We start from the raw sequence: 25846 nt of genomic DNA, 5'->3' as shown, positions 1-25846 counted from the left end.
GGTGTCTGATGGGTACGGTGATCAGGCTTGGAACGCGGCCAGGAAGATCCCCGGCAGTTTCGCCCAACTGGGTGCTGCAGCGAATTCGGTCAGGGCACGCCCAGTGCGTGCGGCACTGCGTGAGGTGACGAACCACGGTGGTTTGGGAAACAGTGAGAACTCGCCACCGATGACCGATCGCGGGAACGGTCGGAACGGCCCCGAGACCACAGTGCGTTCTGTATGGGGAATGAGCAGACCGTTGTGCACGACACCGATTCCGCTCTGCACATCGTCGAGTGTGTGTCCGGGGAAGGCGCCCCAGGTGGCGGTCGACGTGAGGAAGGCCAGACCTGTCCATGCGTTGATTCCGATCGACCCATAGCGCAGTCGCTCGATCTCGGTGTCGAGGTTCGAACCCAGCAGTTGCCTTTCGCTGGGTGCGATGATGATATTGGCGCCCAAGGTGCCTGCCAGTCTGTCATTGGCATAGTCAACGGCTTTGCGCAGGAATTCCGCCGTGTGCGCCCCTGTATCAGGAGCCGCAGAGCCGGCGTGGATGGGTTTGATGCCGAGTACATTGGCGAAGTACTCGGTGGTCTCGACCTCGGCATCGTCGCTGATGGTCACGAGTAGGCGCTGGCCGTTCGAGAACGAGTCGACCTGGTCGTGGTCGGACATGGCCTGCCGCAGCCGACTCTGGCCGCCAGGGTACCAGGGGGCGCGGTTCTCGATTCGGTCCAAGACGTTCGCGAGTGTGTGCAGAAATTCCTCGCGCTGTGGCCAATCGGCATCAACGACGACAATTTGGGCCGCAATGCAGTTGTGACCTGCATTGTGCAGACGCATAGTGGCGATGTGCTCGGCTTGATAGGTCATATCCGCCTGGGTCCAGCGGCCGGGCACCACGATGACTGGAGAGACTCCGCCGAGTTCGCTGGTGATGGGTTTGGTCAGTTTCGGACCCGAGTCCTGGGCTGTGTGGGCGCCCTCGGACCCCCACACGATCCGGTCATGGGTGATGGCGCTGCCGGTGATGTGGATATGAGCGATATCGGGATGTTCGCAGAGGTATTCACCAACTGCGGCACCGCCTTGGACAACGCGGAGCAGGTTCGCCTCGATGAGTGGGCCGAGGGCCTCCCGATAAACCGACAGCAGCGGTGCCAACGTAGGATTGATCTTGAGGATGCTCGCCCGGTTGTGCGCGACAAGTTCGGTGAGCACATCCAGGGGCCCGATCGACGTGATGTTACCCGCTCCCAGCACGAGGCTGACCCCGCCTGCCGTTCCGAGTCGCTTTGCCCCCAGCCCGGCCTCGGACCTCACAGTCTCGGCGGTGACTCCCGGCAGGGTCCACACTTCTGCAGAGAAACCATGGAACAAGATGGCCTCCCGCAGATGAGTGGGCAGGACCTTCCAGCCCAACCTCCCGCCAGCGATCTCGCGGGTGCCGATTCCATCAACAGGAGAGCGACCCCGGGCCAGCGCACGGACAGACGCAGCAACGGTGGAGAATCCCGCCAGTGCGGCATAGGGGCCCGAGATCCACTCTTCGCCGGTCAACTGCGAATCGGGGTGGAGACCCTTGATATTCGTGGCGGTCCGAGTCCAGCGAGCGACGTTGCGAGCTATCGATTCGTGCGTGCGCTCCAGCAGCTGGGCCCGTTGCGATAGAGAAAGGTTCGCCCATTGCTGGATTCCCGAGTCCAGTGACGCGATCGCGGTGTCCAGCCGGTCACTGTCGAGTGGGTACGCGGGTGGCTGCGTGGGTTCGGTTGGGGATGGTGAAGTGTCAACGGTCATGGTGCCTGCTCCTCGTTGAGCTTGGTCATCGGAAGGACTCATCTCAATGCGCCCGTCTCGCCTACGTCGGTGAAGTCATCGTATCGGTGACCGCGTGACGGTCCATATGGGCGCCGACCCTAAACCTAGACGAAAACATTGTGCGTGAGCACAATCGATGAGTATTCTCATGATGTGAGCATCAATGTTGACACTCGTGACACGGCGCTGGCCTCGACGCTCGACGTCGACCGTCTTTCGCACGCGATCGCCGATGACATCCTCTCGGGGGACCATGCCTATATCGAGAGGAGCATTCCGCGGCAGGGTCTCGTCGACATCGTCGCCGATAATCTGCGATCTCTTCTGACCGCGCTCAGCATCGGAGACCTGGACCTGGCCCCGGCCCGGCGTGCCGGTCGGATCAAAGCCGAATACGGGGTCGAACTCTCCGGTGTCCTCCATGCCTACCGATTGGCGGGACTTCGATTGTGGCGGGCGATAGAGGAATCCTCTGGTTCCGACGATTCGGGCAAGAACACTCTGTTTACGTTGGGCTCCGAGCTGTGGTCGGCCCTTGACGAGCTCTCCACAGTCGCCGCGGAGGCACATCGTGAGGTGACCGTGGCCCGTGAGCGCTGGGCACAGCAGTCACGGTTCGCCGCCGTCGTCGACCTGCTCTCCCCGATGGTGGCTTCCGAACGCCGCGAAGCTGCTGCCCGTCTGCTTCAGGTCGATGATGGCATGCGCTTCTTCGTCCTCGTGATGGACGAGCACAGTCCCGCTCTTGAGATTCTCGGTGCTCGTGCGCACTGGGCCGAGTTCAACGGTGGGCGAGTGTGCCTGTTGGTGCAGCGGGAGGGCGATGACTTCGTTGTGCCCTCCAACGGTGCTCGGATAGGTGTGAGCGAGGAATTCCGGTCATTGGGGCACGCAGTCGAAGCGGAACGCCAGGCGCGTATAGCCCTGCGCTGCATGGGTTCTGCAACCGAAGGAATCGGCCACTACGGGCAGTCTCTGACCGATATGCTCATCGCGTCACAGCCCGCAGAAGCCGAAGTTCTGGTGAGGCGGACCTTCGCCGAGGTGGGGGCTCTCAGCTCTGACAGTCGTGACTTGCTGCTTGAGACCTTTGAGACATGGATTGAGTGCGGCGGTTCGCTCTCGACAGCCGGTGAGCTGCTCCACTGCCATCGCAACACGGTCAACTATCGTCTGCGCAGGCTTGAGACCCTGACCGCTCGATTGACAGCGGATCCCGTCGATCTCACCGTATTGACTATGGCGCTGAGGGCGATTCGACTGCTCGGATGGCCGGAGAATCGCTGACATCACACAGGGGCTTCGGAGCTGCAGACCTCCTGCGACACCCGAGGGTGCAATCCGTGTCGAGCCGCTTCAGCGAGCCCTTCGTGCCCACCCGATGGCGATCTCCGATCGACGATTCAGAAGATGAGCGAATGTGCCTGCCGCCCGGCCACGCAGGCTCCTGTGTGATCACCCGCCCATACTGACTAGACTGGGGCACATGCGTATTGCCAGATTTGTGCACCAGGATGAACCCAAATACGGAGTCGTCGAAGGCGACGTGCCGCAGATTGAGGACGGCACGTGGGACACGTCCGGTCTCAGCCTCGCCGTTCTTGACCAGGACCCGTTCTTCGCTCCAGCCCAGTCGACGGGCGAAAGGCTGAAATTCGACGATGTTCGTCTTGTCAGCCCGATCCTGCCGCGGTCGAAGGTCATCGGCGTCGGACGCAACTTCGCCGATCATGCCGCCGAACTCGGCAATGAGGTGCCCGTCAGCCCACTGACATTCTTCAAACCCAACACCTCGGTGATCGGTCCCGGAGATCCGATCCGATTGCCCGCCATCAGCGAATACGTGTCCTACGAGGCTGAGCTGGCCGTGATCATCGGCCGCGTCGCCAAGGGTGTGAAGGCAGAGAACGCCTATGACCACGTCCTCGGCTACACCGGCGGCAACGATGTGACCATGCGTGACATCCAGAAGTCGGACAAGCAGTGGTCACGGGCGAAGGGCTTCGATACCTCCTGCCCACTGGGACCCTGGATCGAAACGGAACTCGATGTCGACAACCTCGGCATCCGCTCCTGGGTCGACGGGGATCTGAAGCAGGACGGCAACACCGCCGATTTCATCTTCGATATCCCGACCCTCATCGAACACCTGAGCGAGACCATCACCTTGCTGCCCGGTGACGTCATCCTCACCGGCACTCCCGCCGGTGTGGGGCAGATCGTGTCCGGCAACCGTGTCGACATCGCGATCGACGGGCTCGGAGTCCTCAGCAACATGGTCATGGACGCCTGAGACCGGCACCACGCAGCATCCCACCCCGTCACACAACTCCCAGCATTCAAGACTTGCAGCACCCAAGACTCGCAGCACCAAAGACCGAAGGATCACAGTGAGCGTCAAAGTTCGTTTCTGCCCATCACCCACCGGCACCCCGCACGTCGGTATGGTCCGCACCGCCCTGTTCAACTGGGCGTATGCGAAGCACACCGGCGGAAAATTCGTTTTCCGCATCGAGGACACCGACGCCGCCCGTGACACCGAGGAGAGCTTCGGCCAGGTGCTGGAGGCCATGAAGTGGCTCGGTCTGGACTGGGACGAGGGCATCGACGTGGGCGGACCTGACGGACCCTACCGCCAGTCCCAGCGCGGCGACATCTACGCGGGCGTGATCGAGAAGCTCAAGGCCGCCGGACACATCTACGAGTCCTACTCGACCAACGAAGAGGTCGAGGCCCGGCACAAGGCCGCAGGCCGCGACCCCAAGCTCGGCTACGACGGGTACGACCGTGACCTCACCCCCGAGCAGATCGCCGGATTCAGGGCCGAAGGACGCGAACCTGTCTGGCGTGTGCGCATGCCCTCCGAAGACGTCACCTTCACCGACCTGGTCCGCGGAGAGATCACCTTCCGCGCCGGAACCATCCCGGATTACGTCGTCGTCCGCGCGAACGGTCAGCCGCTGTACACCCTGGTCAATCCCGTCGACGACGCCCTCATGGGCATCACCCACGTGCTGCGCGGTGAGGACCTGCTGTCCTCGACCCCGCGTCAGGTCGTGCTCTACGAAGCACTCAAGGACATCGGTGTTGCGGCCGCGACCCCCGAATTCGGTCACCTGCCGTACGTGATGGGCGATGGCAACAAGAAACTGTCCAAGCGCGACCCGGCATCCAACCTGTTCGTCCACCGCGAGAACGGCTTCATCCCCGAAGGCATCATCAACTACCTGGCCCTGCTCGGCTGGTCCATCGGACCGGACCGAGATGTGTTCAGCGTCAAGGAGTTCGTCGAGGCCTTCGACATCCACGATGTTCTGCCCAACCCCGCCCGCTTCGATGTGAAGAAGGCGACGTCGATCAACGCCGACCACATCCGACTCCTCGACGTCACCGACTTCCGTGACCGCCTGGTGCCCTATCTCCAGGCCGCCGAGGTGCTCCCGGAGAAGCCATCGGAGGCTCAGCTGGCGATCCTCAACCAGGCGGCTCCGCTCGTGCAGACGAGGATGAACCTCCTCGGCGAAGCGCCTGACCTGCTCGCGTTCCTGTTCACCCCCGATGCCGAGCTGACCATGGCAGAGGACGGTTTGAAGACCCTGAAGGATTCGGCTCCCGAGGTGCTCGCGGCCTCGATCGAGGTTCTCGAAGGTGTCGAGGACTGGACGACGGACACTCTGCACGAAGCGCTGCAGGCCAAACTGGTCACCGAGATGGAGATCAAGCCTCGATTGGCCTTCGGCCCGCTGCGAGTGGCCGTGTCCGGACGCAAGGTGTCACCGCCTCTGTTCGAGTCCCTGGAGATCCTCGGCAAGGACTCGTCACTGACTCGCCTGCGGGCGCTGGCGGCCCAGCTGTGATGGTGCTCAACCAGGCGAGCTGGACACGTGGAGGACTTCATCTGAGGGACGTGACCTTCGAGGCCCCGTTCGACCACTTCGGTGGGGGAGCGGGAACCATCGAGGTCTTCGCCCGAATCACCGCGACCGAAGCGGACAGCACTAAACCGTTTCTCGTGTTCCTGCAGGGCGGGCCGGGTGTCGAAGCGCCCAGACCCACCACCCCTGTTGGCCAGTCCACCTGGTTGGCGCGAGCACTCGAGGACTTCCAGGTCGTCATGCTCGACCAGCGAGGAACCGGGAAATCGAGCCCCATCGGCTCAGTGAACGGACGCATCACAGGCCTCGACGGAGTCGGTGAGGCCCCCGCAGAGATTGCTGCGGCATTGAGCCACTACCGTGCCGATTCGATCGTCGAGGACGCTGAGGTTCTGCGCCGAGGGTTGGGTGTTGACACCTGGTCGCTGCTCGGTCAGTCGTTCGGAGGATTCACCGCCCTGCGGTATGTGTCGGCGCATTCGGAATCGCTGAGCGAGGTCTACTTCACCGGCGGTCTGCCCGCGATCGGCACCGATCCTGCCACCGTGTACGCCACGACGTGGGAGGGCATGAAGCGGAAGTCGGAGCAGTTCTACCGAGCGTTTCCCGGCGACCGAGACAAGCTCGCCCGCCTCGTCGACCTCGCCGAAGCCGATGGCGGCATCGCGCTTCCCGGCGGGGCACGGGCCACAACGGAACGCATCCGTCTCCTCGGGCACTTCCTCGGAGCCTCCGACGGCCCCGAGGAACTGCACTATCTGCTGGACATGGACCCCGCCTCGGCGGCCTTCCGTCACGACCTGTCTGCCGCACTGCCGTTTTCGGGACGAAATCCGCTCTACGCAGTGGTCCACGAGTCCTGCTGGGCCGACGGCGGCATCACCAACTGGGCCGCTCGTCGGGCAATGCCCGCGGACGTCGAAGCCGATCCGACCCTGTTGGCCGGTGAACATGCCGGACCCGAGTCACTGGCCGAAGACCCGGAGCTTGCCCCCTTCGCCGAGGTGGCGCAGCTTGTGGCAGCACACGAATGGCCTCGACTCTACGATGCTGATGCGCTGCGGGCCTCAACCGTGCGCGGCGGCGCAGCGGTGTACTTCGAGGACGCCTATGTCCCTCCGGAATACTCGTTGGCCACAGCGGACCTCCTCGACGGTGTGAAGCCGTGGGTGACGAACGAGTACGAGCACAACGGTCTGCGCGCTGACGGCTACCGGGTCCTCGATCACCTCATCTGCCTGGCACGGGAGTGAACGATCACCTCATCTGCCTGGCACGGGAGTGAACTCGGTGGCGCGGGAAGCAAATCGGTGGCGCGGGAAGCAAATCGGCGGCGCGGGAGACAATGTTAAGAAGGTCACACCGCAAATAGCCTTCATGGATTTGGAGCTGGGCGGGGGATTTGTGTAGAGTTATATCTCGTTGCTCAGGGAAATTCCTTCGGGGATGTGCCTGAATAACATTGGGGTATGGTGTAATTGGCAGCACGAGTGTTTCTGGTACATTTAGTCTAGGTTCAAGTCCTGGTACCCCAGCGAACAGCATCGGGAGTATGACTCCGAGCTGTTTATTGGCCCCCGTCGTCTAGTGGCCTAGGACGCTGCCCTCTCAAGGCGGAAACGGCAGTTCGAACCTGCTCGGGGGTACGGTTGAGTCCCGCATCGAGGAATCGGTGTGGGGCTCGCTCTAATTCACGGGTGTTCTCCCCGGACGCGTTGGCCGCTCCGAGTCACGCTGACCCCGAGATGGTTCTTCGGTCCCGAGGCACTTGGTCTGTTCCGAGGTGTTTCAGAAACAGCTCGCTCTGAGTCTCAGAGCTCGACTTCAAAGCCGATCCCTGAAACTCAGAGCGAATACTGACGCCGTGCCGGCCGTGCTCTACACCGAGCGTGCTTCACACCGGCCGTGCTCTACACCGAGCGTGTGGCTGACCGCGGTCAGCGTCCCAGGGAGTTCGCGATCTGCCTCGTGTTCTCCGCAGTCTTGACGTTGGCCACGATGAGTTCGAGGGCCAGCCGGACGAAGAGCACCCACAGGGCAGGGAGGATCCAGCCGAAGATGATCGCCAGCAGCAGCGGCCACGGGCTGAAGCTCGGGCCATTGCTCAGATAGCTGGTAGCGGCCCCGGCTGCGGCGCCCGTGATGATTCCGCCGACGATCGATCCCAGCCAGGACAGTGCAGCCACGACGATGGCGATGATGTAGATGAAGCCAGCCCACTTGACCGCAATGAAGTTGTCGAAGCGGAAGTCGAAGAGCGACTTGAAGAAGCCGCTGCCGCCGTGGGGGTTCTGCTGCGATGCAGGTTGCTGGAAATTGCCTACCGGGGCGTGCTGGGAGCCGGCGTAGTTGCCCTGATTGTACGCAGCGTAGTCAGCGCCCTGATAGTGCTGACCCTGCTGGGCTGGCTGCCCGAACTGTCCGTACTGATCTTGAGGATTGTACTGATCCTGAGGATTGTACTGACCACCATGGTTGTACTGTCCGCCTTGATCGAACTGGTTCTGCTGGTTGTACAGTTCGGGCTGCCCGAACTGATTCTGCTGTTCGTTGTACTGCTCGGCCTGGCTGAACTGTGAGCCCTGGCCGTACTGTCCAGATCCGGCAGGTCCAGATCCGGCAGGTGACGATGTGCCATCGACCTGTTCGCCGACAGATGGGTCCTGCTGCTGGCTGAATTCCGGGCTGGCTTGGTGAGAGTCAGGATTAGCCTGATCGGCCGGGATATTCTGATGGTTCTCTGCATCCGCACCGGAGTGCGGGTTCTGTGGTGTCGACATAATCTTCCTTCGCACGAGTTGAATCCGATAGTCGCAACCTATCAGGGCACGATGTTTTTGCTCCAGAGCTCTCAACGCAGGGCGATGGCCCATTCCGCGCTGAGTTCACCGCGGGGGCCGATGGCATTGTGGCCAGAGCCAGAGCCAGAGCCAGAGCCAGAGCCAGTGGCAAAGGCCGTGGGTGGACACGTCATCGGTTCGATGGCGATGGCTCGACGTCGGTGGCCCTGGTCGAGTTCGTCGCCGGTGCAGATCCGCCAGGCCCGGCAGTTCTCATCCATTCCGATGATGACCGTCCTGTCGTCGGCACCTCTCAACCGCACCCGCGACCACCCATCGCCACCGCGCTGCGGGGTCCCGAAGGCATCATCGAGGACTGTGGGGCCAAGACTGCGCAGCGCGCGGAAGTCTTTGCAGAGGAGACAGGACGCTTCGTCGGATCCGTGATCGGCGGGGACGAACGATCCTGTGTCGAAATGTCTGATCGCCTGGGGGATGAGCCTGGCATCGGTCTCGAACCAGGTTTCTGCCGGAACGAGGAGTTGTGCCTGATCGACGCGTTCGGCGCCTGGATAGATCCAGGGACGAAAGCCGAACCCGAAGGGAGCAGGCTCCTGCCCGTTGTTTCGTGCCGAAGCCTGAACCAGCAGCTCACCACTGCTGGCGCTTTCTTCCTCGTTGTCATGGTCGATGAGTGAATATGTCACCTCGATGGACAGCGTGAAGGGGTATCCCGGTGAGTCGGTGAGCTCTGTCCTCAGTCTCACCGAGGCATCATCGCGTTCGGTCACCGCCCAGCGGGTCTCTTCCATGAGCCCATGCAGAGCGGTGCCGCGAGAGGCTTCGGTGATCGGCAGCTGATGGGAACGGCCGTTGCAGTCATAGCGTCCATCGGCGACCCGATTCGGCCAGGGTGCCAGCACAGCACCGTCGAAGGCGGACATCTGGATGACGACTGGACGATCACCGACGGTGTAGTTGAGCAGTGCCGCTCCAGTTGTGGAGACGACCGCGCTGTCATCGCCCAGGGCGAGCTCAATGAGATCGGTCATGCGGCTCCTGCGCAATTGGTGGGCAGATATTCTCTGTGTCCCAGAATTCTACGCGTGATCAGCAGGTGAAAGGGGAGCGAGGGTGCCCGCAGCCGCCAGTGTTCGGTTGCCGGCGCTGCGCTGAAATCAGCCCCTGTTGAGGGCTTCGGACAGCGTGCGCGCTGCGTCGATGATGGACTTCGCGTGCAGGCGGCCGGGCTGACGCGTCAGGCGGTCCACGGGGCCGGAGATCGATACGGCGGCCACGACGCGATTGCTGGGCCCGCGCACTGGCGCTGAGACGGAGGCGACGCCTCGTTCACGTTCGGCGATGGACTGGGCCCAGCCTCGGCGGCGGACACCGGAGAGCATGGTTGCGGAGAAGCGGGCACCGCGCAGGCCCGTGTGCAGACGGTCGGGCTCCTCCCAGGCCAGGAGGACCTGGGCGGCGGAACCCGCGCGCATGCTCAGGGTGGCGCCGATCGGCACCGAGTCACGCAGGCCCACAGGGCGTTCGGCGGCGGCCACGCACAGGCGCAGGTCACCCTGGCGGCGGAACAGCTGAGCGGACTCACCGGTCTGGTCGCGCAGCTGACCGAGGACCGGTCCGGCCGCGGCGAGCAGACGGTCCTCACCGGCGGCCGAAGAGAGTTCGGCCAGGCGTGGGCCGAGGACGAAGCGACCCTGCAGGTCACGACCGACGATGCGATGGAATTCGAGCGCAACGGCCAGGCGGTGGGCAGTGGGCCGGGCGAGTCCGGTCAGTGAGACCAGTTCGGCCAGTGATGCGGGTCCGGCCTCGAGGGCGGAGAGAACCATTGCGGCCTTGTCGATGACTCCGACGCCGCTACCATTGCTTGTCATAGGCACCATTGTGCCCGTCTCAGTGGGCGAGATGCAAGTTCGAAATACGATACGGGCGAGTAGGTTTCCTGTACGCACTCGTTGAGCGCATATTGCGCGCTCGTCGAGCGGTCATATCGAATGTCACCCACGCCCGAACACGGGCCGTCACAGCAGTAAGCATGTACAGGCAGTCTCTGTACCAGCGGGAGGAACCATGCCACGCACTTTGGCCGAGAAGGTCTGGGCCGATCACGTCGTATCCCTGGGCGAAGACGGTGCGCCCGACCTCATCTACATCGACCTCCACCTCGTCCACGAGGTCACCAGCCCGCAGGCATTCGACGGTCTCCGACTCGCCGGGCGCCCGGTGCGCCGCCCCGATCTGACGATCGCCACGGAGGATCACAACACTCCGACCTGGGACATCGACAAGCCCATCGCGGAGCCCACCTCTGCCACGCAGATCGAAACGCTGCGGCAGAATACGCGGGAATTCGGGATCCGTCTGCACAGCCTCGGCGATGCCGATCAAGGAATCGTCCACGTCGTGGGCCCACAGCTGGGCCTGACCCAGCCGGGCACCACCGTCGTCTGCGGCGACTCGCACACCTCCACCCACGGGGCCTTCGGTGCGTTGGCGCTGGGCATCGGCACTTCCGAGGTCGAGCACGTGCTCGCCACCCAGACCCTGAGCCTCAAGGCATTCAAGACGATGTCGATCACCGTCGACGGCGACCTGCCCGAAGGCTCGAGCGCCAAGGACATCATTCTCGCCATCATCGCGAAGATCGGCACCGGCGGCGGTCAGGGCTACGTGCTCGAGTACCGCGGCTCGGCGATCCGGGCGCTGTCGATGGAAGCGCGGATGACCATCTGCAATATGTCGATCGAGGCGGGAGCCCGCGCCGGCATGGTCGCCCCGGACGAAACCACCTTCGAGTACGTCAAGGGTCGTCCGCACGCACCCGAGGGTGACGACTGGGACGGCGCCCTCGAATACTGGAAGACCCTGTACACCGACGCGGATGCGACCTTCGACCATGAGGTCGTCCTCGAAGCCAAGGACATCGAACCGTTCGTGACCTGGGGAACCAACCCGGGTCAGGGGCTGCCGCTGTCAGCGGCCGTGCCCTCACCCGATGACTTCGCCGATGAGAACGACAAGGCATCTGCTGCCAACGCGCTGGCCTACATGGGACTGACACCGGGCACACCGCTGCGTGAGATCGAAGTCGACACCGTGTTCCTGGGATCCTGCACAAATTCGCGCATCGAGGACCTGCGTGCCGCCGCCGAGGTGGTCCAGGGTCGGAAGAAGGCCGAGAACGTCCGCTTCATGGTCGTCCCCGGCTCGGCGAAGGTCCGCCTGCAGGCCGAGGAGGAAGGCCTCGACCGGGTCTTCAAGGACTTCGGGGGAGAGTGGCGCTTCGCCGGCTGCTCGATGTGCTTGGGCATGAACCCGGACCAGCTGGCCGACGGCGAACGCTGTGCCTCGACCTCGAACCGCAACTTCGAGGGCCGACAGGGCAAGGGCGGACGCACCCACCTCGTGTCTCCACTCGTGGCCGCGGCCACAGCCGTGCGCGGAACGTTGTCCTCGCCCGGTGACGTCAAGGATCTGCCCCGCGACGCCGAACCGGTGGCGTGGACTGAAGATAAGCCCACCTTGACACTGACACCCACCCCCACCTCGGCGAACGCGTAAGGACTGACAACCGATGGAAGCATTCAGCACCCACACCGGCATCGGCGTCCCGCTGCGCCGAGCCAACATCGACACCGACCAGATCATCCCGGCGAAATTCCTCAAGCGTGTCACCCGCACCGGGTTCGAAGACGCCCTGTTCTACCGGTGGCGGACCGCGGAGGACTTCGTCCTCAACGACCCCGACTTCTCGGCCGGCTCCGTCCTCGTAGCCGGACCTGACTTCGGCACCGGCTCCTCGCGTGAACACGCGGTGTGGGCATTGAAGGACTACGGTTTCCGTGTCATCCTCTCCTCCCGCTTCGGCGACATCTTCCGCGGCAACTCCGGCAAAGAGGGCCTGTTGGCGGCTCAGCTGGAACAGGACGACATCGAACTGATCTGGAAGATCCTGGAGAACCACCCGGGCACCCCGATCACCGTCGACCTGAACGAGAAGACCGTGACCTGCGATTCGGTGACCGTGACGTTCCAGATCGATGACTACACGCGCTGGCGCCTGCTCGAAGGCCATGACGACATCAGCCTGACCCTGGCCAAGGAATCCGAGATCTCTGAGTTCGAGTCCCGGCGCGCGGCATTCAAACCGACGACCCTGCCCGCGAAGGTCTGAGCGAGCCGATCCGCGGCTCTCGCGGGAGTCCGTGCTGACTCTGAGGTCGGAGCTCGCGCCGTCTCTGAGTTGGAGGGACGTCTGCGCTAGTCTTGGACGAGTCCGGACTAGTCTGGGCCACGCCCGGATCCCACCGGGTGCAAGTGTGACGCAGGGAGGAACATGCTCGAAGTTCGCGGCGGTAATCCGTTAGGTGGAACCGTCCAGGTCAGAGGCGCCAAGAACCTGGTTCCCAAGGCTATGGTCGCCTCATTGCTGGCAGAGACGCCCTCCGTGCTGCGCGGCGTGCCGCAGATCAGGGACGTTGAGATCGTCACCGGTCTCCTCGAGCTCCATGGTGTCCGTGTCACACCTGGCACCGATGGGCAGCGCTCCGACGGTGAACTGCATCTGGACCCTTCCGATATGGCACAGGGGTCGATCGTCGACATCGACGCGCATGCTGGATCCTCGCGGATCCCGATCCTCTTCTGCGGACCTCTCCTGCACAGCCTGGGTCAGGCGTTCATTCCGGATCTGGGCGGATGCCACATCGGTGACCGCCCCATCAACTTCCACCTCGACGTCCTGCGACAGTTCGGCGCCGAGGTCGACAAGACCTCCGGCGGCATCATGCTCACTACCCGTGGGCGCCTGCAGGGCACCAAGGTCGAACTTCCCTTTCCCTCCGTCGGCGCCACCGAACAGGTGCTGCTGACCGCGGTGAGGGCCGAGGGCGTGACCGAATTGCGCAATGCGGCCATCGAACCCGAGATCATGGATCTCATCGCCCTGCTGCAGAAGATGGGCGCCATCATCACCGTCGACACCGACCGCGTGGTGCGCATCGAAGGTGTGGAGACTCTGCGCGGCTTCATCCACCGGGCGCTGCCCGACCGCAATGAGACCGCCTCCTGGGCCTCGGCCGCGCTGGCCACCGGGGGAGACATCTTCGTCGAAGGCGCCTCCCAGCCCGAGCTCATCACCTTCCTCAACGTCTTCCGCCGCATCGGCGGTGAATTCGAGGTCGAGGAGACTGGGATCCGCTTCCGCCACCCCGGCGGCAAGCTCACGTCCTTCGCCCTGGAGACCGATGTTCACCCGGGCTTCATGACCGACTGGCAGCAACCGCTCGTCGTCGCCATGACCCAGGCCGAGGGCCTGTCGATCATCCACGAAACCGTGTACGAGAACCGCTTCGGCTTCACCCACGCGCTCGGGGAGATGGGTGCCCAGATCCAGCTCTACCGCGAATGCCTCGGCGGTACACCCTGCCGCTTCGGACGCCGCAACTACCAGCACTCGGCCGTGGTCTCCGGGCCCACCGAACTCACGGGAACACGTATCGACGTGCCCGACCTGCGCGGTGGGTTCAGCCACCTCATCGCAGCCCTGGCCGCACGCGGAACCAGCCAGGTCCACGGCATCGAACTCATCAACCGCGGATACGAGAACTTCCTCGACAAGCTCATCGGTCTCGGCGCCGAGGTGGCCGCATGAGTGACGAGGACGTGCTGGTCTCCTTCGAACCCTCCGCGGTCCGGTCCCAGCGCCGAGTCGCCTTCGTCGTGGCCTCGACCGCCTATGGGCTCTACCGGCTGACCTCGAAGATCAAGGTCGACAATGCCGAGATCCTGCCGCCTCGGACGCCGCGAATGCGGCGCATGCGAGGGATGCCGGAGACGCGGGGCACCGGTGCCATCATCGCCGCTTACCATGCCAGCCACCTCGACCCGATCCTCGTCGGGCTCGCCCTGTGGCGCAACGGGCACCTGCCGCACTTCCTCGCCAAATCAGGTCTGTTCTCAGGTGCCCTCGGCGCCGTCCTCCGTGGACTGGGCCAGATCCCGGTTCTGCGCTCCTCCACACAGGCCGGTGACTCCCTCGAATACGCGAAGGAGGCTCTGGCCAAGGGCGAATGCGTCGTCATCTATCCGGAGGGAACGCTGACGAAGGACACGGAACTGTGGCCACAGCACTTCAAGACCGGCACCGCCAGGCTCGCACTCGAAACCGGTGCCCCGATCATCCCCGCCGCGCACTGGGGACTTCAGGAGATCTTCCCGCAAGGGGCGAAGGTGCCCAAGTTCCGACCTCTGCGACACACCTCGGTGGTCCGATTCGGTGACCCAATCGACTACGAGGACCTGTGGGCCCACCGCGAGGAGAAGAAGTCCAAGACGGTGCTCACCCACCGCCTGACGAACACCATTGCAGCGATGGTCGGCGAGCTCTCGAACCGTGAGCTGCCCGAGAGATTCCACAACGAGGAGGTCGGCGAATGAGCGTCAAGAAGACCGCAGTGCTGGGAGCCGGATCATGGGGGACGACCTATGCCGCCGTCGTCGCCGATGCCGGATTCCCCGTCACCCTCTGGGCTCGCCGGTCCGAGGTCGCCGAGGAGATCACCACCTCACACACGAATGAACGGTACCTGGGTGACCGTGCCCTGCCCGAGCTGCTGAGTGCCACCGCTGACGACATCGCCGCCGTCACCGACGCCGAGGTGATCATCCTCGCCGTTCCCGCACAGACCCTGCGGGAGAACCTGAGCCGATGGAAGCCGCATCTGCGTCCAGGGGTGAAGCTCGTGAGCCTGATGAAGGGCATCGAGGTCGACACGGGCAAGCGCATGTCCGAGGTCATCGCCGAGGTCGCCGAGGTGGATTCCACCCAGATCGCGGTCGTCTCCGGCCCGAACCTGGCCCGTGAGATCGCCGATCGTCAGCCCACCGCCACCGTCGTGGCTTCAGAGAGCATCGAGACGGCCGAAGTGGTCGCCCAGATCAGCGCGAACGGATACTTCCGGCCCTATACGAACACCGATGTCGTCGGCGTCGAGATGGGTGGTGCCGTCAAGAACGTCATCGCACTGGCGGTCGGCATCGCCGACGGGCAGAAGCTCGGCGACAACTCGAAGGCCTCGATCATCACCCGCGGCCTGGCCGAGACCTCCCGTCTGGCTGCTGCCATGGGCGCCGCGCCGCACACCCTCTCGGGCCTGGCCGGACTCGGCGACCTCGTCGCCACCTGTGCCTCACCACTGTCGCGGAACAGGACATTCGGGCGTCACCTAGGCGAGGGTATGAGCCTCGCCGACGTCATCGCCCACACCTCGCAGACCGCTGAGGGAGTGAAGTCGGCTCCTGCCATCCTCGCCCTGGGGCGCAAGTACGAGGTCGACCTGCCGATCACGGAAGCGGTATGCGCGGTCCTCGGCGGACGGCTGCGGGTTGACGAACTCGCCGGTTTGCTGTTGTCTCGGAAGCGTAAGCACGAGGGACCATCGGCCTGACCGCCTCGGCGGCCCGGGGCCTTTGAAGATCCGAGGAATCCTCAGCAACGTCCACTGCATCATTTCGTACGACAAGGAGCAGACATGAGCATCAACTCGCCGTTCTACAACCTTTCCGACGTCCCAACATTCACTCTCACCAGCACGGATATCGAGAACGGAGCCGAACTGAGCGGGCCTCAGCTCTCGGGCGCGATGGGCGTCGAAGGTGGCCAGGACACCTCACCGCAGCTGTCATGGTCGGGATTCCCCGAGGAGACCAAGGCCTTCGCCGTGACCTGTTATGACCCGGACGCGCCCACTGGCTCCGGCTTCTGGCACTGGGTCGTCACCGACCTCGACGCGTCGACAACCAGTCTGCCCGCCAACGCCGGTGACCCCTCGGCGGACCTGCTGCCCGCCGGTAGCGTGACGCTGCGCAACGACGCGGGCGAACCGCGCTTCGTCGGTGCCGCACCACCCCAGGGGCACGGATCACACCGGTACTTCTTCATCGTCACGGCATTGGCGGAGCCGCTGGGCCTCGACGAATCCGCGTCACCGGCCTTCGCCGGGTTCAACATGTTCTTCAAGGGCATCGCCCGCGCATGGCTGGAATGCACCTTCGAGCTCAAGTGAGCTAGAGTTTTCCAGTCCGTACAATCGGTCACGCGCGCTAACGACCAAGGATCTCCATGCCTGAATCTGATCACCGGCCACTCGTCGCAGTCCTCTTCGGCGGACGATCGAGCGAACACGCCGTCAGCTGCGTCACTGCTGCCGGGGTCATCCGGGCCATCGACGATGACGCCTACCGTGTTCTGCCCATCGGCATCACGAAGGCCGGTGTGTGGCGCATCGTCGAAGACTGGTCGACGATGGCCTTCGACCCGGCGAATATGCCCGAGGTCGCTGACAACGGAACCGAGATCATCCCGCCGATCTCAGCTCAGGGCTCGCCCCTGCTGCACAGGGACGCCGAGGGCCACTACACCGAACTCGGATCCGTCGACGTCTACTTTCCTCTCCTGCACGGCCAGTACGGGGAAGACGGCACCCTGCAGGGCCTGTTCGAACTCAGCGACACGGCCTTCGTCGGCTCCGGGGTCTTCGCCTCGGCGGCGAGCATGGACAAGCACTACACGAAGTCCCTCATGGCCCACGCCCAAATTCCGACATGCCCCTGGGAGCTCGTGACCGAAACCATGTGGGAGGCCGACCGGGCCGATGCTGAGGCTCGGATCACCGGCTTGGGGCTGCCTGTGTTCGTCAAACCGGCACGGGCAGGATCGTCGATGGGAGTCAGCCGCGTCGATTCCGTCGCAGGGCTGGATCAGGCGCTGCGCTCTGCCTTCGACCATGATTCCAAGGTCATCGTCGAACCACGGGTCGTCGGTCGTGAGATCGAGTGCGCGGTCCTCGGCTCCGTTCACGACCGTGAGGTTCGGGTCTCGTTCCCCGGAGAGATCGAAGTCTCCGGCGAGCACTCGTTCTATGACTTCGAAGCCAAATACCTCGACCTCGCCGATGCGCAGCTGACCTGCCCGGCCCGCGTCGATGAGAAGACGACGGCGCGGATCCAGGAGCTCTCGGCCCAGGTGTTCCGGCTCTTCGACTGCACGGGGCTCTCGCGTGTCGATACCTTCGTCACGGATTCCGGTGAGGTCCTCATCAACGAGATCAACACACTCCCGGGATTCACCCCCACCTCGGCGTACCCGTTCATGTGGTCGAACTCCGGCATCGAGTATCCGGCGCTCATCTCAGAGCTCATCACCATCGCACTGGTCGATCACGCCCGCACCCACTGATCATGTAGCCAGTGAGCCACTCAGTCGCTGAGCCACTCAGTCGCTGACCCGCTGAGGGGCCAGCTGTGACAGGTTTCCTCGGAGGTTGCTGGTGCTGCCGACGATGCTTGTGTCTGATCGCCTCAGCCGAATAACTCTGTAGGCAGGCCTTATATGGCACTTTTCTCATCGAGCGGACTGCTTAGCGTCGAGGGGGCACGTTATAGCCTGATCCCTCGACGCCAAGTAGTCCGGTCAATGCTGAGTGGTCTCGTTGGGGTCTGAGTGGTCTCGTTGGGCGCTGGCGGCCGTTCTTGCTTGCCGCGAAGAATTCAGTTGAATATGCTCGTCCCTGCCTGAACTGCCTGAACTGCCTGAGCTGCCTGAACTGGTGTTGCTCCTTGGCAGAAGCACTTGTCGGAGTGCTTTGAGTTGTGTCGGCCCTCAGCCGAACTCGGCGAGGGCTGCCCTGATCTTCGCGAACTCACTCGTGCGGAAGAGGTCTGCCCAAACGAGGTTGAAGACTCGGTACCCGGCGTTGAGCAGCTTCATATGTCGTTCATGGTTTGCAGAACTCGCCTGGTCTGGCCCCGCGGCATTGAGATAGTACTTTCCCACGCCGTGGACCTCGACGATCAGCGGATGCTTGTCATGTCGGAAGTCATTGCGAGCGATCCACGTTCCGAAGCGGTCGTAGGCATCCATCTGGGGAGTCATCCCGGTGATGTTGAACCGAAAGAACTTCACGGCGCACAGCGCTTCCCCCGATGACTCGTGAGCCGGGCTGGACAAGTCGATGGCCTGGGTCGCTCGTCTGCAGCCACGTGTGCCCGATCGGATACTCTCACGCAGTGACTCGCAAGATGTGAGTCCTCGACGCAGCGCCTCAGAGATGAAGGGCACCGAGACTTCAAGTGGATAGTCGTTGGCAAGGTCGAGGAGTGTTCTGGCGATGGTGGTCACGGGCAGATCGCCGATAGCCGCCATTTCTTCGCAGCTCAGTGCACGGTCACGGGTTCGCAGGGTCTTCTTCACGCGGTGAAATCCGGGCCGGACCACCTCGGCGGACTCAGTTGCCGGAAACGGAGGGTCCAGACCGTGGATCAGTGCTGCGGACACATGAGAGAAGACCGCTCCCGACGGAAGTTCGTCAGCATACGAGCGGATCAGCACTTTGAGCCATTCTGAGTTGTCTCGAATGTCTCCATACCGTCGCGGGTAGTCCGTCGCAGTGGCGTCGTGCAGAAGGTGGAGCGGTTGATGGTCAGTCGTGGCGCAGGGTGAATACAGAACGAAGTGCCCGCGCCGAATCCGGCGCAGACAACAGCTCAGTGCACCCTGAATGCCCATCTCCGTGAACCCGAGGTCATGGAGCTCCTTGGATCTGAAGACAGAGACCATAGCCTCATTATGAAGCCAAAGATGATCTAAATGCAATGAACACTATCAAAACGCATCAAGTGGAGGTTGCAGTCACATGACCCAGTGGTCGCCACTCACAGTCCACAAGCACAGGTGACTCTGCCGAAGGGACTGCTTATCATCGAGCGGCCACTGTATAGCGTCGCCCGTCGATGCTAAGTGGGCCGCTCGCTGCGCAGCGGACTTGCTCAGCGGACCCCAGTGGGCTCGCTCAGTGGGCCTGCGCAGCGGGCCCCAGCGGACTTGCTCAGTGGGTCTGCTCAGCTGTCGAGGTCCTCGGCTCCCACGCACTTGGCCTCAGGCTTGATCGCGGTCAATGCCGGCGAGATCGCTGCGAGCACATTGTTGCCCGATTCGGCTTTGCGGTTGACGAGGACTTCGACTGCCGGGGTGCGGCCGTAGCTGGTGAACACCCAGGTGTCTTCCTCCTCGGAGGCCTTCGAGATCCAGTCGACGCTGCTCACGCTCACGCACTGATCGGTGGTCGGTCCGGGTGGGGTGACGCCGCAGCGGACGACTGCGATGTTGGGATCTCCCCACGCTTTCGTGCCTTGGGAGGATGTCGTGCGTGACTTCTCGCCTGCGATCTCATCGGGCATGCGGAGCATGATGTCGGCGCATTTGGGATTCTGTGCGTCCTGGGCGGGGTCGACGACGACAGTTCGCTCGCACCCGGCTAGGCTCACACCCGCTGCCACGGTGACAACGGCTGCGAGGGCTATGGCGCGCGCCTTCCGAGGCGAGGGGTCAGGCGAGGGTCGAGGCGACGGGCGGAGGCGACGAGATCTCATGCAACTACCGTATCTCCCGATAACCTTGAGTCATGACCCGACTGTCCGAACTTGGCGAATCACACGTGCTCGAACGCATCCTCTCTCACAATCGCAGCGGTTCGCAGGTGATCATCGGACCCGGAGATGATGCTGCGGTGACCGCGGTGGACGGCAATCTGGTGTCCACGGCCGACATGTTGGTGGAGAACGAGGACTTCACCCGCGCCTGGCTCGACTGGTCTCGGCTCGGGACCAAAGCCGCCGCACAGAACCTCTCCGATGTGTGCGTCATGGGCGCCAAGCCGCATGGGCTGCTTGTGTCACTGGCGGTGCCGGACTCGACGAAGATCGAGGATCTCGAAGCTCTCTTCGCAGGCATCGTCGCCGAGGCGGCACGTGCCGGCGAGGAACTGGGCTGCGAAGTCCCGGTCATCGGCGGAGACCTCTCGTCCTCGGGCCTCATCGTCATCGCGATCACCGCGTTGGGCACCGTCGGCGATCACGCAGCGATCACCCGCTCGGGGGCGCAGCCGGGAGACTCGATCTACCTGGCCGGAACCATCGGACGCGCGGCAGCCGGATTGGATCTCCTCTTCGCCGGTGTCGACGGCGACGCTGAAGTCGCCCGCAATGATCCTCAACTCGGTGAGAGCCTCACGGAACTCATCACCACCCAACTGGCCCCACAGCCGGACTATGCGGCTGTCCTGCAGATGAGGGAAGCCTCGGCGATGATCGATGTCTCCGATGGGCTCAGTACAGATCTGGGACGGGTAGCGGCGGCCTCGGGAGTCCACGCCGGCATCGACCGTGCCTCGCTCCAAGACCTCATCGATCCGCTGCTGCCTGCAGCACAGCACCTGGTGGGCAACATCGAGGGGGTCGAACCGGACGAAGGGACCGCCGGGGCTGCGTCAGAGGCAGAGGAGTTGGCGTTGTCCTGGGTGCTGAATGGGGGAGAGGACCATGGCTTCGTCGCGTCGTCGGGCCAGTTCGACACACCTCCGGTAGGCTGGCGGAGAATCGGAGAGATGAGAGTCGGCAGCGGGGTCAGTCTCGACGGCGTACCGGTGCCGACGAGCGGCTTCGGCCATTTCGGGAAGTGACATGAGCGGACCCAATCAAGCCATCGGCCTCAACGGGCGTCTGGCCGCCAGGTGGGCTCGGCGGGCCGTTGATCGCCTGCGCAAGGAACGCGTCGAGATAGACGAGCTCAACGTCTTCCCAGTCCCGGACGGCGACACCGGCACGAACATGTACCACACGCTGCGCAGCGCCTACCTGGCCGTCGAAGAACTCACCGGACCCGTCACCCTGCCCCACGTCGTCGCCGCGCTCGCCGAGGGAGCAGGTCGTGGTGCTCGCGGAAACTCCGGACTCATCCTCGCCGTCGCGCTCCAAGGTGTCGCCGATGCCTTGGACGGCGTGACCGTGGCGACGCCCGAAGCCATGGCCGCAGCCCTCGAACTCGCCTCCGCAAGGGCCCGGCAGTCCGTGGCCCGGCCTGTCGACGGCACCATGCTCACGGTCCTCGACGCCATGGCCACCGAGGCGCGGGAGAAGGCCGCCGACGGGGCGAACCTCATCGAACTTATCTCTGCAGTGCGCATGCGCTCCCGGTCGGCACTGCGCGAGACCACCGGACAGCTGCCTGTGCTCCGCGAAGCCGAGGTTGTCGACGCCGGCTCGACGGGCATCGTCGAACTCTTCGACCTCCTCTACGCCACGGTCACCGGCCGGACCCCGCAGGATTCGATGCTCGTCGAGGTCACCAGGTCACCGCGGATCGTCCATCAGGCCAGTGCCGATGAGCTCGAGATCGTGGCAATACTGGCCACGAACCCGGCTTCGACCCTCGCCGAGGCGCTCGATGCCCTCGGTGGAACATCGATCGTCATCAATGGCACCAAGGTCCACGTCCATGTCGCTGACGAGGCCACCGCCGTGACCGTCCTTGACCACCTCGCCGACTACGGCATCGCCCGCCTGGACATGGAAGACCTGCGTCTGCATGAGGAAGAGGGCGAGACCCACCTCGTGGCCATCGCCTCGGGCACCGGACTGCTCATGCACTGCGCGCTCAATGGGGCGACGGCACTGACACCGGATGCCGGTGACACGGTGCGAATGACCAAGGACATCATCGCCGAAGAGGAACGCGAAGTCCTCGTCGTCCCCAGCTCCACCACCGTCCTCAAATCGTTGGGGCAGGTCACCGGGGCACAAGTGCTCCGCTCCCGCAATGTCGCCACCTTGTTGTCGGCACTCGCTGTCTACGACCCATTCGCCCCGGCGGGGGAGATCGTCGCCGATATGACCGAAGCCGCGGCCGGAACCCGCGTGGGCACCATCGTCTCGGCCGAGCAGTTGGCGCTCAATCCTCCTACCGGCGCACTTCCGGTCATCGATGATTCGAGAAGCTCCCACCCTTCACAGTTCTACCGCGTCTTCATCGATGGGAAGGTCAAGACCCAGAGCACCGAACTGACGACCCTGGTCGAGAAGCTCGCCGACCGGCTGCTGGGCGCCGGAGGAGAGCTTCTGACCGTCGTTCATGGTCCCGGCTGCGCCCCCGATGTCCTCTCGCACCTGCGGGACTGGATCCGCAAATCCCACTCCCAGGTGAGATTCCAGGACATCGACTCGAGGGACCGGGCAACACTGCTCATCATGGGAGTCGAATGAGCGCCCGCCTCGACGACTACTTCACCGCACGAGACCGGGGTGCCCTGAAGAAGCGGGGGATCACCTCGGTGGCGGACCTCTTCCGCTTCTTCCCGCGCAGATTCCTCGTCCCGGGGGAGAAGACGCCCCTGGGTGGGCTCCCTTTGGGAGAGACCGCGATCCTCCAGGCCGAGGTCATCTCCGTGGACACCCGGCGCATGCAGAAGCGTCGCGGGACCATCACCGACGTGATCGTCCACGACGGACAGCAGTCGATGAAGATCGCCTTCTTCAATCAGCGCTGGCTGGACAATCAGCTGGTGCCCGGACTCACCGTCGTCTTCGCAGGCAAGGTCGAGGAATACCGTGGGCAGCTGACCTTGAACTCGCCCACCTGGCTCAACCGGGACGAACACGATGAGAAGTGGACCCCGGAGGACCTCAACTCCCCGTTCCCCGTCTACTCACGGGTCAAAGGCATCGCACAGACGCGCCTGTGGAAGGCCATCAAGGTCCTCCTCGACGTTGCTGACCCGGCAGAGTTCGACGACCCGCTGCCGAGCGCTATGCGCGAGAACCTCGACCTGCCAGACCTGCGCACCGCATTCAACGATATGCATCGACCGAGGTCAGCAGCGGCGACGGAGAAGGCCAAACAGCGTTGGAAATGGGAAGAGGCGCTCGCCCTGCAAGCGGAATTCGTCTCCCGCAAGGCCGACTACGAGCAGCTCGAGGCCACCCCTCTGCTCAATGTCGGAGCCCGAAGCCAACGGTTCGATGAGAGTCTGCCCTTCTACCTCACCGCCTCTCAGCTGCGGGTCGGAGAAGAGATCGAAGCAGACATGGGCAGGCGTTCGGCGATGCACCGCCTGCTCCACGGCGACGTCGGCTCCGGCAAGACCGTCGTGGCCCTGCGGGCGATGCTCACTGCCGTCGATTCGCAGGCGCAGGCCGCGATGCTCGCTCCCACAGAGGTGCTCGCGACTCAGCATTTCCGCTCCATCGAGAGCCTCCTCGGCGATCAGATGGCGCTGAGCCCTCTGCTCTCAGGTGATGATCAGGTGCGGGTGGCGCTGATGACGGGGTCGATGCCGGCCCGAGAACGCAAACAACTCGCACTCGACCTCGCCACCGGTCAGATCGACATCGTCGTCGGCACGCATGCCCTGATGTCGGATACGACGATGTTCGACAAACTGGGCCTCATCGTCGTCGACGAGCAGCATCGCTTCGGCGTCGAACAGCGTGAGGCACTGCGGGCGAAAGCCGGACTCAAGGTCCCGCACACCCTCGTGATGTCTGCGACGCCGATCCCGCGGACCGTGGCGATGACGGTCTTCGCCGATCTCGACGTCTCCACCCTCGACGAGATGCCCGCCGGCACCAAGGACATCACCACCCACGCGGTGTCATTGGGGGACCACCCTCGGTGGTTGGGCCGCGTCCTCCAGCTCATCGACAATGCGGCCGAGGACGATCGAGGCGTCTTCGTGGTCTTCCCACGCATCGACCCCTCCGACATCGAAGATCCCGAAACGGGCGAGGTGATCGGCAGCAGAGAGGGAATTGAGGACCTGAGGGACAAGCTCCGGGCCGCCGACGAGCTCCGATCCCGTTCGATCGAGCTGCTCCATGGACGGATGTCGCCGGCGGAGAAGGACCGGACGATGGCCGCGTTCGTCTCCGGTGAGACCGACATCCTGGTCTCCACGACAGTCGTCGAGGTGGGAGTCGACGTGCCCCGAGCGACCATGATGGTCATCTTCGAGGCGGAGCGTTTCGGTGTCGCTCAGCTCCACCAGCTGCGCGGACGCGTCGGGCGAGACGGCAGTGCGGCACTGTGCTTCCTGCTCACCCAGGTGTCCGAGTCCGATGAGAGCTTCGAGCGACTGAGCGAAGTTGCAGGTACTCTCGACGGCTTTGCTCTGGCCGAGTATGATCTCGGCACTCGGGGAGAGGGTGATGTGCTCGGCGCCTCACAGTGGGGAGGATCGTCGCTGAAGCACCTGTCGATTCTGCGCGATGCCCCGATCGTCGAAGAGGCGAGAACCATCGCAGAGAAGATCATCGCCGTCGACCCCGAGCTGGGTTCGCTGCCGGCTCTGCGAACCTTCATCAACAGAGTCCTGCCTGCCGAATCGGCTCACTTCATCGAGGCGAGCTGAGATGAGTGACGGTGGCTTGAGACCGCACTACGAATGGAAGGACGAGCAATGAGAATCATCGCTGGTGCGTTCAAAGGATCCAGACTCGTCGCACCGGGTGGGTCGAATACCCGCCCGACCTCGGACAGGGTCAAGGAATCCCTCTTCTCCATGCTCGACGGGTATGGGGTGCTCAAAGCGGCGAACGTCCTCGATCTCTTCGCCGGCTCCGGCGGACTCGGCTTCGAGGCCATGTCACGCGGCGCGGCCGAAGTCGATTTCGTTGATTCGGCCAGTGCTTCGGCCCGAGCCGTCGAGGCGAATGCCCAGAAGCTCGGAATCGACCACTCGACCCGGATCCACTCCTCGGACGTCGTATCGTTCCTCAGCTCTCAGCATGGTCCCCGACAGCATGCTTCGCTGCAGCGGCAACCCGAAGACCATATGGGGGGATCGGCCCACGGTGGCGGGCTCGACGAGGTTCAGGACGGTCAGGTGCTGGAGACTCGAACCGTTCGCGATGAGGATGAGGGCCGCATCTTCGACCTGGTGTTCATGGATCCGCCCTACCCGCTGGGGGAGGACGCCGTGACCCAGATCCTGGGCAGGCTCTCCAGGCTCCTCGACATGGAATCCATCGTCGTCGTCGAGCGAGCATCACGAGCGCCTGAGCCGACGATGCCAGCTGCCCTTGAGGTCTTTCGCTCGAAGAGCTTCGGTGAGACCGCACTGTACTTCGTCCAGCTCAGGGCCACGTCTGACGAGGCATCGGAGGTTGCTGGGGTTGCTGGCGGAGTGGATGCGGCGACAGCCGACGAGTCGGCGTGAGCTCTCGACGTCCCTGGTATCGCACGCCCTGGGTATTCGCAGCCTGCGGGGTGGCTCTGCTGCTCTTCTGGTTCGCACTCAAATGGCTGACGAGTCAGTCGGACACTGCTGCCGGCGCAGATAGGAACGAGGCGGGTGCGAGCGCCGTAGACCCGGTGAGGCGATCCGATGTCTTCTGGGCCGGGCCCGCAGACATCGTGTTCTGGGTGGCCATGGTGCTCATCGCCATTGCAGTGATCGTGAGGATCTGGCGGCTCATTCGCCGCATCCGCAGCTGAAGCTCGCCGGAACAGCAAAGGCCCACCGGAGTCGCACA

Annotated in this window: 22 protein-coding genes and 2 tRNA genes; 18 read left to right on the top strand and 6 right to left on the bottom strand. The window is 63.7% G+C overall.

The genetic code is table 11. The features are described 5' to 3' along the window. Positions 1-21: 21 nt before the first annotated feature. Positions 22-1785 (bottom strand): aldehyde dehydrogenase family protein, encoded by a 1764-nt coding sequence (locus AAFP32_RS11085; protein WP_350269184.1) that lies wholly within the window; start codon positions 1783-1785, stop codon positions 22-24. Between the two features lie 174 nt (positions 1786-1959). Between AAFP32_RS11085 and AAFP32_RS11080 the strand changes: the two genes are divergently transcribed. The 6 genes from AAFP32_RS11080 (at position 1960) to AAFP32_RS11055 (ending at position 7327) form a co-directional block, all read left to right on the top strand. Continuing rightward, a complete protein-coding gene (locus tag AAFP32_RS11080; protein WP_350269183.1) occupies positions 1960-3093 on the top strand; it encodes a helix-turn-helix domain-containing protein in 1134 nt (377 codons plus the stop codon). Between the two features lie 199 nt (positions 3094-3292). After that, the gene (locus AAFP32_RS11075; protein WP_101619664.1) at positions 3293-4099 is read left to right on the top strand and encodes a fumarylacetoacetate hydrolase family protein; all 807 of its coding nucleotides are present in this window, start codon (positions 3293-3295) and stop codon (positions 4097-4099) included. A gap of 151 nt (positions 4100-4250) precedes the next feature. Beyond that, the gene (gltX, locus tag AAFP32_RS11070; protein ID WP_226830009.1) at positions 4251-5663 is read left to right on the top strand and encodes a glutamate--tRNA ligase; all 1413 of its coding nucleotides are present in this window, start codon (positions 4251-4253) and stop codon (positions 5661-5663) included. A gap of 50 nt (positions 5664-5713) precedes the next feature. Next, on the top strand, positions 5714-6934 hold the full coding sequence (locus AAFP32_RS11065; RefSeq protein WP_420883372.1) for an alpha/beta fold hydrolase: 1221 nt from the start codon (positions 5714-5716) through the stop codon (positions 6932-6934). 210 nt (positions 6935-7144) lie between these two features. Then, a tRNA-Gln gene (locus AAFP32_RS11060) sits at positions 7145-7216 on the top strand. A gap of 38 nt (positions 7217-7254) precedes the next feature. Beyond that, a tRNA-Glu gene (locus tag AAFP32_RS11055) sits at positions 7255-7327 on the top strand. Positions 7328-7618: 291 nt separating this feature from the next. Here the strand turns inward: AAFP32_RS11055 and AAFP32_RS11050 are convergent. From AAFP32_RS11050 to AAFP32_RS11040, 3 genes are all read right to left on the bottom strand, one after another. Beyond that, positions 7619-8461, bottom strand: coding sequence for a DUF4282 domain-containing protein (locus AAFP32_RS11050; protein ID WP_350269182.1), 843 nt, complete (start codon positions 8459-8461; stop codon positions 7619-7621). A 71-nt stretch (positions 8462-8532) separates the two neighbouring features. Continuing rightward, positions 8533-9513 (bottom strand): aldose epimerase, encoded by a 981-nt coding sequence (locus AAFP32_RS11045; protein ID WP_350269181.1) that lies wholly within the window; start codon positions 9511-9513, stop codon positions 8533-8535. A gap of 126 nt (positions 9514-9639) precedes the next feature. After that, the gene (locus tag AAFP32_RS11040; RefSeq protein WP_101619669.1) at positions 9640-10356 is read right to left on the bottom strand and encodes an IclR family transcriptional regulator; all 717 of its coding nucleotides are present in this window, start codon (positions 10354-10356) and stop codon (positions 9640-9642) included. Between the two features lie 196 nt (positions 10357-10552). On the opposite strand from AAFP32_RS11040, the gene leuC reads away from it, so the two are divergent. The 7 genes from leuC to AAFP32_RS11005 all read left to right on the top strand — a co-directional run bounded on the left by leuC (position 10553) and on the right by AAFP32_RS11005 (position 17720). Next, positions 10553-12043: a 3-isopropylmalate dehydratase large subunit gene (gene leuC, locus AAFP32_RS11035; protein ID WP_350269180.1), complete on the top strand. Its 1491-nt coding sequence runs from the start codon at positions 10553-10555 to the stop codon at positions 12041-12043. Between the two features lie 13 nt (positions 12044-12056). Next, a complete protein-coding gene (gene leuD, locus AAFP32_RS11030; RefSeq protein WP_350269179.1) occupies positions 12057-12656 on the top strand; it encodes a 3-isopropylmalate dehydratase small subunit in 600 nt (199 codons plus the stop codon). Between the two features lie 162 nt (positions 12657-12818). Beyond that, positions 12819-14135, top strand: a complete 1317-nt coding sequence (gene murA / locus AAFP32_RS11025; protein WP_101619672.1) for a UDP-N-acetylglucosamine 1-carboxyvinyltransferase — start codon at positions 12819-12821, stop codon at positions 14133-14135. Next, positions 14132-14920 (top strand): lysophospholipid acyltransferase family protein, encoded by a 789-nt coding sequence (locus AAFP32_RS11020; protein WP_101619673.1) that lies wholly within the window; start codon positions 14132-14134, stop codon positions 14918-14920. The genes murA and AAFP32_RS11020 overlap by 4 nt, the downstream gene beginning before the upstream one ends. Beyond that, the gene (locus AAFP32_RS11015; RefSeq protein WP_350269178.1) at positions 14917-15930 is read left to right on the top strand and encodes an NAD(P)H-dependent glycerol-3-phosphate dehydrogenase; all 1014 of its coding nucleotides are present in this window, start codon (positions 14917-14919) and stop codon (positions 15928-15930) included. Before AAFP32_RS11020 ends, AAFP32_RS11015 begins: the two co-directional genes overlap by 4 nt. Before the next feature lie 84 nt (positions 15931-16014). Further along, the gene (locus AAFP32_RS11010; protein WP_350269177.1) at positions 16015-16548 is read left to right on the top strand and encodes a YbhB/YbcL family Raf kinase inhibitor-like protein; all 534 of its coding nucleotides are present in this window, start codon (positions 16015-16017) and stop codon (positions 16546-16548) included. 56 nt (positions 16549-16604) lie between these two features. Next, positions 16605-17720, top strand: coding sequence for a D-alanine--D-alanine ligase family protein (locus AAFP32_RS11005; protein ID WP_350269176.1), 1116 nt, complete (start codon positions 16605-16607; stop codon positions 17718-17720). Positions 17721-18143: 423 nt separating this feature from the next. Here the strand turns inward: AAFP32_RS11005 and AAFP32_RS11000 are convergent, their stop codons facing one another. Then, positions 18144-19100, bottom strand: a complete 957-nt coding sequence (locus tag AAFP32_RS11000; protein ID WP_350269175.1) for a hypothetical protein — start codon at positions 19098-19100, stop codon at positions 18144-18146. Between the two features lie 281 nt (positions 19101-19381). Continuing rightward, positions 19382-19912: a DUF3515 domain-containing protein gene (locus tag AAFP32_RS10995; protein ID WP_350269174.1), complete on the bottom strand. Its 531-nt coding sequence runs from the start codon at positions 19910-19912 to the stop codon at positions 19382-19384. A 32-nt stretch (positions 19913-19944) separates the two neighbouring features. On the opposite strand from AAFP32_RS10995, the gene thiL reads away from it, so the two are divergent. The 5 genes from thiL to AAFP32_RS10970 are packed head-to-tail and all read left to right on the top strand — an operon-like array spanning position 19945 to position 25808. Next, positions 19945-21000, top strand: a complete 1056-nt coding sequence (gene thiL, locus AAFP32_RS10990) for a thiamine-phosphate kinase (RefSeq protein WP_350269173.1) — start codon at positions 19945-19947, stop codon at positions 20998-21000. A gap of 1 nt (position 21001) precedes the next feature. Beyond that, a complete protein-coding gene (locus AAFP32_RS10985; protein WP_350269172.1) occupies positions 21002-22579 on the top strand; it encodes a DAK2 domain-containing protein in 1578 nt (525 codons plus the stop codon). Next, the gene (locus AAFP32_RS10980; RefSeq protein WP_350269171.1) at positions 22576-24723 is read left to right on the top strand and encodes an ATP-dependent DNA helicase RecG; all 2148 of its coding nucleotides are present in this window, start codon (positions 22576-22578) and stop codon (positions 24721-24723) included. The genes AAFP32_RS10985 and AAFP32_RS10980 overlap by 4 nt, the downstream gene beginning before the upstream one ends. A 48-nt stretch (positions 24724-24771) precedes the next feature. Next, positions 24772-25530 carry an RsmD family RNA methyltransferase gene (locus tag AAFP32_RS10975; protein WP_350269170.1) on the top strand — a complete coding sequence of 253 codons (759 nt, stop codon included), beginning with the start codon at positions 24772-24774 and terminating at the stop codon, positions 25528-25530. Next, a complete protein-coding gene (locus tag AAFP32_RS10970) occupies positions 25527-25808 on the top strand; it encodes a hypothetical protein (protein ID WP_350269169.1) in 282 nt (93 codons plus the stop codon). The genes AAFP32_RS10975 and AAFP32_RS10970 overlap by 4 nt, the downstream gene beginning before the upstream one ends. The last annotated feature ends 38 nt before the right edge of the window (positions 25809-25846 follow it).

It is taken from the genome of Brevibacterium sp. CBA3109 (assembly GCF_040256645.1).
GTDB classification, from domain to species: domain Bacteria; phylum Actinomycetota; class Actinomycetes; order Actinomycetales; family Brevibacteriaceae; genus Brevibacterium; species Brevibacterium koreense.
Note: the sequence above shows the minus strand (reverse complement) of the source record. Positions and strands in the feature narration are given on the sequence as shown.

What these genes read in the sequence shown, in the direction of transcription:
- AAFP32_RS11085 (WP_350269184.1), bottom strand. Translation starts at nt 1,785, where the DNA reads ATGACCGTTGACACTTCACCATCCCCAACCGAACCCACGCAGCCACCC.
- AAFP32_RS11075 (WP_101619664.1), top strand. Translation starts at nt 3,293, where the DNA reads ATGCGTATTGCCAGATTTGTGCACCAGGATGAACCCAAATACGGAGTC.
- gltX (WP_226830009.1), top strand. Translation starts at nt 4,251, where the DNA reads ATGGTCCGCACCGCCCTGTTCAACTGGGCGTATGCGAAGCACACCGGC.
- AAFP32_RS11050 (WP_350269182.1), bottom strand. Translation starts at nt 8,461, where the DNA reads ATGTCGACACCACAGAACCCGCACTCCGGTGCGGATGCAGAGAACCAT.
- AAFP32_RS11045 (WP_350269181.1), bottom strand. Translation starts at nt 9,513, where the DNA reads ATGACCGATCTCATTGAGCTCGCCCTGGGCGATGACAGCGCGGTCGTC.
- AAFP32_RS11040 (WP_101619669.1), bottom strand. Translation starts at nt 10,356, where the DNA reads ATGACAAGCAATGGTAGCGGCGTCGGAGTCATCGACAAGGCCGCAATG.
- leuC (WP_350269180.1), top strand. Translation starts at nt 10,553, where the DNA reads ATGCCACGCACTTTGGCCGAGAAGGTCTGGGCCGATCACGTCGTATCC.
- leuD (WP_350269179.1), top strand. Translation starts at nt 12,057, where the DNA reads ATGGAAGCATTCAGCACCCACACCGGCATCGGCGTCCCGCTGCGCCGA.
- murA (WP_101619672.1), top strand. Translation starts at nt 12,819, where the DNA reads ATGCTCGAAGTTCGCGGCGGTAATCCGTTAGGTGGAACCGTCCAGGTC.
- AAFP32_RS11020 (WP_101619673.1), top strand. Translation starts at nt 14,132, where the DNA reads ATGAGTGACGAGGACGTGCTGGTCTCCTTCGAACCCTCCGCGGTCCGG.
- AAFP32_RS11015 (WP_350269178.1), top strand. Translation starts at nt 14,917, where the DNA reads ATGAGCGTCAAGAAGACCGCAGTGCTGGGAGCCGGATCATGGGGGACG.
- AAFP32_RS11010 (WP_350269177.1), top strand. Translation starts at nt 16,015, where the DNA reads ATGAGCATCAACTCGCCGTTCTACAACCTTTCCGACGTCCCAACATTC.
- AAFP32_RS11005 (WP_350269176.1), top strand. Translation starts at nt 16,605, where the DNA reads ATGCCTGAATCTGATCACCGGCCACTCGTCGCAGTCCTCTTCGGCGGA.
- AAFP32_RS11000 (WP_350269175.1), bottom strand. Translation starts at nt 19,100, where the DNA reads ATGGTCTCTGTCTTCAGATCCAAGGAGCTCCATGACCTCGGGTTCACG.
- AAFP32_RS10995 (WP_350269174.1), bottom strand. Translation starts at nt 19,912, where the DNA reads ATGAGATCTCGTCGCCTCCGCCCGTCGCCTCGACCCTCGCCTGACCCC.
- thiL (WP_350269173.1), top strand. Translation starts at nt 19,945, where the DNA reads ATGACCCGACTGTCCGAACTTGGCGAATCACACGTGCTCGAACGCATC.
- AAFP32_RS10985 (WP_350269172.1), top strand. Translation starts at nt 21,002, where the DNA reads ATGAGCGGACCCAATCAAGCCATCGGCCTCAACGGGCGTCTGGCCGCC.
- AAFP32_RS10980 (WP_350269171.1), top strand. Translation starts at nt 22,576, where the DNA reads ATGAGCGCCCGCCTCGACGACTACTTCACCGCACGAGACCGGGGTGCC.
- AAFP32_RS10975 (WP_350269170.1), top strand. Translation starts at nt 24,772, where the DNA reads ATGAGAATCATCGCTGGTGCGTTCAAAGGATCCAGACTCGTCGCACCG.